Annotated in this window: 6 protein-coding genes, 1 pseudogene and 1 riboswitch; of the genes and pseudogenes, 4 read left to right on the forward strand and 3 right to left on the reverse strand. The window is 73.8% G+C overall.

What is annotated here, in order from left to right:
* Together BN12_RS16770 and cobM are read left to right on the forward strand one after the other, a co-directional pair.
* Nucleotides 1-375, forward strand: a pseudogene (locus tag BN12_RS16770) (cobalamin biosynthesis bifunctional protein CbiET); the annotation flags it as partial.
* Entirely contained in the window at nt 372-1,130 is a 759-nt protein-coding gene (cobM, locus tag BN12_RS16775; RefSeq protein ID WP_048554257.1) for a precorrin-4 C(11)-methyltransferase, read from the forward strand. The pseudogene BN12_RS16770 and the gene cobM, both read left to right, overlap by 4 nt.
* Before the next feature lie 271 nt (nt 1,131-1,401).
* On the opposite strand, the gene BN12_RS16780 is transcribed toward cobM, so the two are convergent.
* From BN12_RS16780 to BN12_RS16790, 3 genes are read right to left on the reverse strand one after another with little or no spacing between them, the layout of a single operon-like run.
* Nucleotides 1,402-2,928, reverse strand: a complete 1,527-nt coding sequence (locus tag BN12_RS16780; protein ID WP_048554261.1) for a precorrin-2 C(20)-methyltransferase — start codon at nt 2,926-2,928, stop codon at nt 1,402-1,404.
* A complete protein-coding gene (locus BN12_RS16785) occupies nt 2,925-3,587 on the reverse strand; it encodes a precorrin-8X methylmutase (protein WP_048554262.1) in 663 nt (220 codons plus the stop codon). The genes BN12_RS16780 and BN12_RS16785 overlap by 4 nt, the downstream gene beginning before the upstream one ends.
* Nucleotides 3,584-4,465, reverse strand: coding sequence for a sulfite reductase subunit beta (locus BN12_RS16790; RefSeq protein ID WP_157635539.1), 882 nt, complete (start codon nt 4,463-4,465; stop codon nt 3,584-3,586). Before BN12_RS16790 ends, BN12_RS16785 begins: the two co-directional genes overlap by 4 nt.
* Before the next feature lie 334 nt (nt 4,466-4,799).
* A riboswitch (cobalamin riboswitch) is annotated at nt 4,800-4,940 on the forward strand.
* A gap of 29 nt (nt 4,941-4,969) precedes the next feature.
* Between BN12_RS16790 and cobN the strand changes: the two genes are divergently transcribed.
* Both cobN and BN12_RS16800 read left to right on the forward strand, forming a co-directional pair.
* Nucleotides 4,970-8,572: a cobaltochelatase subunit CobN gene (gene cobN, locus BN12_RS16795; RefSeq protein WP_048554267.1), complete on the forward strand. Its 3,603-nt coding sequence runs from the start codon at nt 4,970-4,972 to the stop codon at nt 8,570-8,572.
* A partial coding sequence (locus tag BN12_RS16800; protein WP_048554268.1) for an SAM-dependent methyltransferase occupies nt 8,569-8,797 on the forward strand: 229 nt, incomplete at its 3' end. The genes cobN and BN12_RS16800, both read left to right, overlap by 4 nt.

Below are 8,797 nucleotides of genomic sequence, written 5' to 3' on the forward strand. Positions count from 1 at the left end.
GGCGTGCCAGCGCTGCGGGTCGTCACGGGGCCCGCGCCGGACGCCCTCGCCGGCCTCCCCGCACCGGACGCCGTCTTCGTGGGCGGCGGCGTCACCGCCCCGGGGCTCCTCGACGGGTGCTGGGACGCCCTGCGTCCCGCCGGACGCCTCGTCGTCCACGCGGTGACCCTCGAGTCGGAGCGGGAGCTCACGCTGCGGCACGCCGCGCTCGGCGGGTCCCTCACCCGGATCAGCGTCGAGCACGCCGAACCCCTCGGCTCACTCACCGGCTGGGCGCCGTCCCGGGCGGTGACGCAGTGGGCCGTGACCGTGCCGGAGGCCGCCGGCACGGACGAGCCCGTGCCCTCCGGCACGCCCGGGGAGGATGCGCGGTGACGATCCACTTCGTCGGCGCCGGGCCGGGGGCCGCCGACCTGCTGACCCTCCGGGCGGCCACCCTCCTTCGGTCGGCCGACGTGTGCCTCTACCCGGGCACGTACCTCGACGAGGCCGTCCTCGGCCACTGCCGGCCGGACGCACGGCTCGTCGACACCCAGGACCTCGACCTCGAGGAGATCGTCGCGACGATGGCCGAGGCGTATGCCGAGGGTCTCGACGTCGTCCGGCTCACCTCCGGCGACCCGTCGGTCTACTCCGCGCTCCACGAGCAGGCGCGGCGGCTCGACGCCCTCGGGGTGCCGTGGGAGGTGGTCCCCGGCGTCCCCGCATACGCGGCAGCGGCGGCCCGCATCGGAGCGGAGCTCACGGTCCCGGAGGTCGCCCAGACCGTCGTCCTCACGCGCACCCAGGCCCGCTCCACGGCCATGCCGCCCGGAGAGAGCCTCGCGGCGTATGCGGCGACCGGCGCGACGCTCGTCCTCCACCTCGCGATCACCCGCACAAGGGAGCTCGCGGTCGAGCTGGCCGGCCACTACGGGCCGGCCTGCCCGGTGGCCGTCGTGTCGCGGGTCTCCCAGCCGTCCGAGCTCGTCCTGCGCGGCACCCTCGCCGACATCGCCGACGCCGTCGAGGATGCCGGGTTGCGCCAGGCCGCCGTCATCCTCGTCGGACCCGCCGTCGCGGCCGACGTCCGCGGCGCAGAGTCCTACCTCTACGACCCGGCTCGGGACCGCTCGGCGAAGAGAACGTGATCCCTCGTCAGGAACCCACCACGACCGACCGGCCCACCCCCTTGGCGCTCTGCCACCCGATCGGGGCCTGTGCACCACCCCGCCCTGGCGTTCTGCCACCCGATCGGGGCCTGTGCACCATGTCGGACCGACGGACACTCGATGCGGCCACACATCGACCGGCTGCGGGCCGCTCACGCACGACGAGCACCGGCCCGGAGCGGCATCGGGTGTCCGTCGGTCGCCAGGGAGAGCCGCCAGCCGACGACGTCGGAATCCGGCGCCGCAGACCTCAGCGATCGACGAACCGGGGGGTCCACGCCCGCCCGGACGGGGTGATCCGCGTGCTGCTCGCCCCGACGAGGAGCAGGCAGCGCATGTCCACCGTCTCGGGGTCGAGCTCGCCGAGTGTCGTCATGGTGAGCGACTCGCCGGGACGGCCGACGTCGCGGCCCACGACGACGACGGTTCGGGGGTCTCGATGCTCGAGCATGATCCGCCGCAGCTCGGCGACCTGGGTCGTCCGGGCCCGCGAGCGGGGGTTGTAGACGGCGAGGACGAGGTCCGCCTCCGCGATCGCGTGGAGCCGCTGCTCGACGACCGTCCACGGCTTGAGCCGGTCGGACAGGCTGACGACGGCGAAGTCGGCGCCGATCGGGGCCCCGGCCCGGGCCGCGACGGCCTGGACGGCACTGACCCCGGGGACGACCCTGATGTCCACCCCCCGGTATGCCGGGTCCTCTGCCGCCTCGAAGACCGCCGACGCCATGCCGAAGACCCCCGCGTCGCCGCCGGAGACGACCGCGACCCGTTCGCCGGCCCGCGCCAGGTCGAGCGCGAGCCGCGCCCGGTCCACCTCGACGGTGTTCCCGGAGGAGTGCCTCGTGAGCCCGGCGCGCTGCGGGACGCGGTCGACATACGGCCCGTAGCCGACGACATGGCTCACCTCCGCCAGGACCGCGGCCGCCTCCGGGGTGAGCCACTCCTGAGGGCCGGGCCCCAGACCCACGACGAACAGAGTGGCCGGATCCGGCACTGGGACAACGGTGTTCGATGCACCGTCCTCGTATCGGCGGCGGGACGCATGGGTGTCGCCGGGCACGACGACGACCGAGAAGTAGGGCACCGTCTCGGGGTCCACCTCGGCGACGGGGAGCCATCGCTCGGCGTCCATCGAGGCACGCTCGACGTACCACGCGTCGTCGAGGCGGCCAGCCTCCTCCAGCGCCGCGCGAACGTCGCGGAAGGTCCGACCCAGCTTCATGACGACAGCGGCGTCGGTGTCGGCGAGCCGGCGGGCGAGCTCGGGGCGGGGGAGCGTGCCCTGGAGGACGGTGAGCACATCGGTCTGGCGCGACAGCGGCCGCCCGAGCACCGCCGTCGCCGCGGCGAACGCTGGCACCCCCGGCACGACCTCGGTCTCGTAGCGGGTCGAGAGCCGGTCGTGGAGGTACATGTACGAGCCGTAGAGAAGCGGGTCGCCCTCGGCGAGCACGACGACGTCACGCCCGGCGTCGAGGTGCACGGCGAGCCGGGTCGCGCAGTCCTCGTAGAAGTCGGCCATCGCCCCGGCATACCCCCCGGGATGGTCGGTGATGCCCGTCGTGACGGGGTACTCGAGGAGCTCCTCGACGACTCCCTCCGGGAGGTAGCGGTCGGCGATCCGCCGGGCGTTGGACCGCTTCCGCGGCCCCTGGTGGTATGCGACGACGTCCGCGGCGCCGATGACGCGGGCCGCCTTGACGGTCACGAGCTCCGGGTCGCCCGGCCCCAGGCCGACGCCGAAGAGACGGCCGGTTCGACGGTGGGAGAGGGTCATTCGCGCTCCTGGGCAAGGGCGTTGAGGGCCGCGGCCGCGAGGGCCGACCCCCCGCGCCGGCCGCGGACGGTGAGGAAGGGCAGGTCGATGCCGTGGTCGGCCCCGAATGCGACGAGCGCCTCCTTGGACTCGGCGGCGCCGACGAACCCCACCGGCACGCCGACGACCGCCGCGGGTCGGGGGCCACCGTCGAGGACGAGCTCGAGGAGGTGGAAGAGCGCAGTGGGCGCATTGCCGACGGCGACGACCGCCCCGTCGAGACGATCCCCCCACAGGGACACGGCCGCGGCGGAGCGCGTCGTGCCCCAGGCGCGGGCGATATCGGGCACGCGGTCGTCGCGCAGCAGACAGACGACCTCGTTGTCCGCGGGGAGCCGGGCCCGCGTCACGCCGGAGGCGACCATGTGGGCGTCGGCGAGGATCGGGGCGCCCTGGCGCAGCGCGGAGCGCGCGGCGGCGACGAGCGACGGGTGGACGACGAGGTCGTCGGCGAGCGACGGCTGCCCGCATGCGTGGATCATCCGGACGGCGACCGACTCGGCGTCGGCGGGGAGCCGGCCCAGCGACGACTCGCGCCGGATCGTCGCGAACGACTCGGCGTAGATGGCCGCCCCGTCGCGCTCGTACTCGTAGTGCCGCGCCGGGGGAGTGAGGGTCATGGGCTCTCCAGCTCGGGGACGACGATGCTGCGCCACGGTGTCACGACGAGCTCGCGGGGTCCGTCGTCGAGGAGCCCCTCCGCGATCGCGCGCGTCACGATGCCGTCGGGCACTGGGACGATGCGGAGCCGGCGACCGTCGTCCTGCCGATAGGTCCCGGGCGGCACCGGATCGGACGAGACCGGCCCGCGGGGATCTCTCGCCACGCCAGGAAGGAGCACGGCCGGGTCGGGCAGCTCGTCGACGTGCCACGGCGCGTCGAGTCCCGTCCCGCGGAGCTCCTGGAAGCTCCGCGCCAGGCCGACGAGCTCCCCGGCGGCCCGCTCGAGAGGCACGACAGGCCCCCATCCGCCCGACCCGGCGCGCAGCTGGGCGAGCCCGTCACCCAGCGCGACGAGCCCGAGGTCGAGCGCTCGGGCCAGGACGTCGCCGCGCCCGTCGTCGAGGACGAAGAGGAACCTCCCGCCGAGGCCAGCGAGCTCGTCGTCCGCGCACAGCCGCCGATCGAGGGCCTCGATGACGGGGCGCAGGTCGGCCCGGCCCCCGAGGCGACCGGTGAGGGGCGAGGCGACGATGTTCCGAACGAGCTCGTGGCTCTCGGACGGCAGCAGACCCGCCGACCGGACCGCCTCGACGAGGCCCTCCGGCACGCCGTTCGGGGCGGCGGCTGCGCCGGTGATCCCCCGCAGCTGGAGGTTGGCGCGCGAGGTGAGCAGCACCGTGCCGTCAGCCCACCGCTCGGAAGCGTCGACGAGACCCATGAGCGCGGTCGATGCCAGTCGACCCCCCGGGACCCGGACCCGGACGATCGCCCCGTCCTCCGCCAGCCAGGGGCGCAGAACGCCCGGGCAGCGATCGCGGTAGGTCCGTGTCGTCACGCCGCACATGCTGCCACCGGGCTGCAGACCGCATCGCCCCGGCCCGTCGGGCTCTCGGTCGGGCGGATGCAGTCGCGACGGCGGACCGATCGACCCATGCGGATCCGACGCTTCGAACGCGACTGGCTCACCTGGAGTTCTCTGCAGCTTCGGATGTCGGGCCGGGCGGCGGCCCAGTTCGTGCTCGACGGCGCGGCGGATCCAGGCTGAGACCGATCGGTGTCGGCTTCGGCGTGTCGCCGGATCGCGTCGAGTTGCTCGTCGGTGAACCTGCATCACAACCGACTACACCATTCCTTCGCGGGAGAGACCTGCGTGCCGTCCACAGCGTGCATTGCAGCTAGGCTGACGCCGTCCGCCGGCCGCGGGCCCAGGAACTCCGGTGCGACTCCGGGGCGGTTCCGCCACTGTGAATCCGTGCACTCCACCGTCGGGCACGGGTGAGCCAGACACTGACCGCGGCCGCTTCCGACCACGCGGGGCGCGAACCCCGAGGAGGAACGCATGCTCCCAGCCGGCCCCGTCGTCGCCCTGCTCTCCACGTCCGACACCGACCTGCTGTCCGCTCGAGGGTCCGGCGCGGCCTACCGGTGGGTCAACCCGGCCCGGGCCACCGAGGACGAGCTCGCCGATGCGGTCGACGGGGCGGCTCTCGTCGTCGTCCGGCTCCTCGGGTCCCCGAGCGACCTGTGGCAGGGCCTCGCGGGCGTTCGCGACCGCGGCACCCCCCTCGTCGTCCTCGGCGGCGAGCAACAGCCGAGTGCCGAGCTCATGGAGCGCTCGACGGTCCCCATCGGCGTCGCCGCCGAGGCGCACCGCTACCTCGCCGAGGGTGGCCCGGCGAACCTCGGCCAGCTCCACGCATTCCTCTGCGACACCGTCCTGCTCACGGGGGAGGGGTTCGAGCCTCCCGTCCCGATCCCGACGTGGGGGTATGCCGATCGCCCGGCTCCGGCGGACGCCTCCCTTCCGCGGGTCGGGATCCTCTACTACCGCGCCCACGAGGCGAGCGGCAACACCGCCTTCGCCCACGCCCTCGCCGACGCCGTGGACGCGACCGGCCAGGCGGTCGGCATACCGATCTTCGCGGGGTCGCTCCGGGCCGCGCCGGACGACCTCTACGACGCGCTCGCGACCCTCGACACCCTCGTCGTCACCGTCCTCGCCGCCGGCGGCAGCACGCCCGCCGGAGCGAGCGCAGGAGGAGACGACGAGGCGTGGGACGTCGAGCGGATCGCCGCGCTCGACATTCCCGTACTCCAGGCCCTGTCCCTCACGAGCAGCCGCTCGGACTGGGCGGCATCCGACGACGGCGTGACCCCGCTGGACTCAGCCACCCAGGTCGCCATCCCCGAGTTCGACGGCCGGATCATCACGGCGCCCTTCTCCTTCAAGGAGATCGACGACCAGGGCCTGCCCCGCTACGTCGCCGACCCGGAGCGGTGCGTCCGGGTCGCCCGGATCGCCGTCAACCACGCGCTGCTTCGGCACGTCCGCCCCGAGGACAAGAGGATCGCCGTCGTCCTGTCGGCCTACCCGACCAAGCACGCCCGGATCGGCAACGCCGTCGGCCTCGACACGCCCGTCTCGGCGGTCCACCTGCTCCGCCGGATGCGGGCGGAGGGCTACGACCTCGGCACCGGCAACCCCGTCGTCGACATCCTCGACAGCGCGATGTCGGACACCGAGGCCGGCGACGCGCTCATCCACCGGCTCATCGAGGCGGGCGGCCAGGACGAGGAATGGCTCACCTCGGCCCAGCTCACCGACGCCCACGTACGGATCGACCCCGCGCAGTATGCCGCCTGGACCGCCGACCTCCCCGCCGGGCTCCGCGACTCGATCGTCGAGACGTGGGGAGCCGCACCCGGACGGCTCTTCGTCAACGACGCGGGGGAGCTGGTCCTCGCGACCCTGCGGGCCGGCAACGTCGTCGTCCTCATCCAGCCTCCCCGGGGCTTCGGGGAGAACCCCGTCGCGATCTACCACGACCCGGATCTGCCGCCGAGCCATCACTACCTCGCCGCATACCGTTGGCTGGAGCGGGGATTCGGCGCGCATGCTGTCATCCACCTCGGCAAGCACGGCTCCCTGGAGTGGCTGCCCGGCAAGACGGCGGCGCTGTCCGCCGGATGCGCGACGGACGCCGCGCTCGGCAACCTGCCGCTCGTCTATCCCTTCCTCGTCAACGATCCGGGGGAGGGCGCCCAGGCCAAGCGGCGGGCGCACGCCACGATCGTCGACCACCTCGTGCCCCCCATGGCGCGCGCCGAGGCGTACGGCGACATCGCCCGGCTCGAGCAGCTCCTCGACGAGCACGCCAACATCGCCGCGATGGATCCGGCGAAGCTGCCGGCGATCCGCGGCGAGATCTGGACGCTCATGCAGGCCGCCCAGCTCCACGAGGACCTCGGCCTCGAGAGCCGCCCGGACGACGAGGAGTTCGACGACTTCGTGCTCCACGTCGACGGATGGCTGTGCGAGATCAAGGACGCCCAGATCCGCGACGGGCTCCACGTCCTCGGCGCCGCCCCGGTGGGCGAGGCCCGCGTCAACCTCGTCCTCGCCATCCTGCGCGCCCCCCAGGTCTGGGGCGGTGTCGGGCACGCGGTGCCCGGGCTGCGGTCCGCCCTCGGTCTCAAGGAGGACGAGCAGCTGGCGGCCGTCGACGAGATCGAGGCGCAGGCGAGGTCGCTCGTCGAGGCGATGGAGACGGCCGACTGGGACCCGGCCGCCGCCCAGCGGCTCCACGACGACCCCGACGTCCAGCGCGTCCTCGCCTTCGCGGCGACGGAGGTCGTCCCCCGCCTCGCCGGGACGTCCGGTGAGCTGGACGCCGTCCTCCACTCGCTCGCAGGCGGGTTCGTCCCGGCGGGACCGTCCGGGTCGCCGCTGCGGGGACTGGTCAACGTGCTCCCGACGGGCCGCAACTTCTACACCGTCGACCCACGGGCCGTCCCCTCCCGCCTCGCGTGGCAGACCGGTCAAGCGATGGCCGACTCGCTCCTGCAGCGCTATCTCGAGGAGACCGGCGAGTACCCTCCCTCCGTCGGCCTCTCGGTCTGGGGGACGTCGGCGATGCGGACGGCGGGGGACGACATCGCCGAGGTCCTCGCCCTCATCGGCGTCCGACCAGAGTGGGACGAGCAGTCGCGGCGCGTGAGCCGGCTCGAGGTCGTGCCGCTCGCCGAGCTCGGGCGACCCCGGATCGACGTCACGGTCCGGATCTCCGGCTTCTTCCGCGACGCCTTCCCGCACGTCGTCGCGATGCTCGACGACGCCGTCCGCATGGTCGCGGAGCTCGACGAGCCGGACGCGCAGAACCATGTCCGCGCCCACACCCGCGCGGACCTCGCGACCCACGGCGACACCCGGCGGGCGACGACGCGGATCTTCGGCTCCAAGCCCGGCTCGTACGGCGCCGGGATCCTCCAGGCCGTCGAGTCGGGGTCGTGGCGCGACGACAAGGACCTCGCCGAGGTCTACACCGCGTGGGGCGGGTTCGCCTACGGCAGGGACCTCGACGGTGCGCCCGCCGCCGACGACATGCGGACCAACTACCGCCGCATCGCGGTCGCCGCGAAGAACGTCGACAGCGCGGAGCACGACATCGCCGACTCCGACGACTACTTCCAGTACCACGGCGGGATGGTCGCGACAGTCCGGGCGCTCACCGGTGCCGACCCCAAGGCCTACGTCGGCGACTCCACCTCGCCCGACGCGGTCCGCACCCGGACGCTCTCCGAGGAGACCGCCCGCGTCTTCCGGGCCCGCGTCGTCAACCCTCGGTGGATCGGTGCCATGCAGCGGCACGGCTACAAGGGAGCCTTCGAGCTCGCGGCGACCGTCGACTACCTCTTCGGCTTCGACGCGACGGCCGGCGTCGTCCACGACTGGATGTACGACCGGCTCGCCAAGGACTACGTCCTCGACGAGACGAACCAGGAGTTCATGCGCCGCTCCAACCCGTGGGCGCTGCGCGGCATCGTCGAGCGGCTCCACGAGGCCGCCGACCGCGGGCTGTGGGCGGAGCCCGACCCGGAGGTCATCGCGGCGATGCAGGAGGTCTACCTGTCGATCGAGGGCGACCTGGAGGACCGCGGGTGACCCGTCGCCTCGTCCTCATCGGCGTCGGTCCGGGGGACCCCGAGCAGGTGACCCTCGAGGCGGTGCGGTGGATGAACACCGTGGACTACGTCGTCGTCACCGAGAAGCACCGGCCCCAGGGCGACCCCCTCGCCGCGGCTCGTACGGCGCTCCTCGCCCGGCACGTCGCCGGCGCGCCGGACCACGAGGGGCGGGGTCGGCCGCGGCCCCGCAGCGAGGGGCCGG

Origin of the sequence: Nostocoides japonicum T1-X7 (assembly GCF_001046855.1) — a bacterium.
In the GTDB taxonomy this organism is placed as follows: Bacteria; Actinomycetota; Actinomycetes; order Actinomycetales; family Dermatophilaceae; genus Nostocoides; species Nostocoides japonicum.

Bases quoted from the DNA above. Each gene is read 5' to 3' on its own strand.
- BN12_RS16785 (WP_048554262.1), bottom strand. From the start codon at position 3,587: ATGACCCTCACTCCCCCGGCGCGGCACTACGAGTACGAGCGCGACGGG.
- cobN (WP_048554267.1), top strand. From the start codon at position 4,970: ATGCTCCCAGCCGGCCCCGTCGTCGCCCTGCTCTCCACGTCCGACACC.
- BN12_RS16780 (WP_048554261.1), bottom strand. From the start codon at position 2,928: ATGACCCTCTCCCACCGTCGAACCGGCCGTCTCTTCGGCGTCGGCCTG.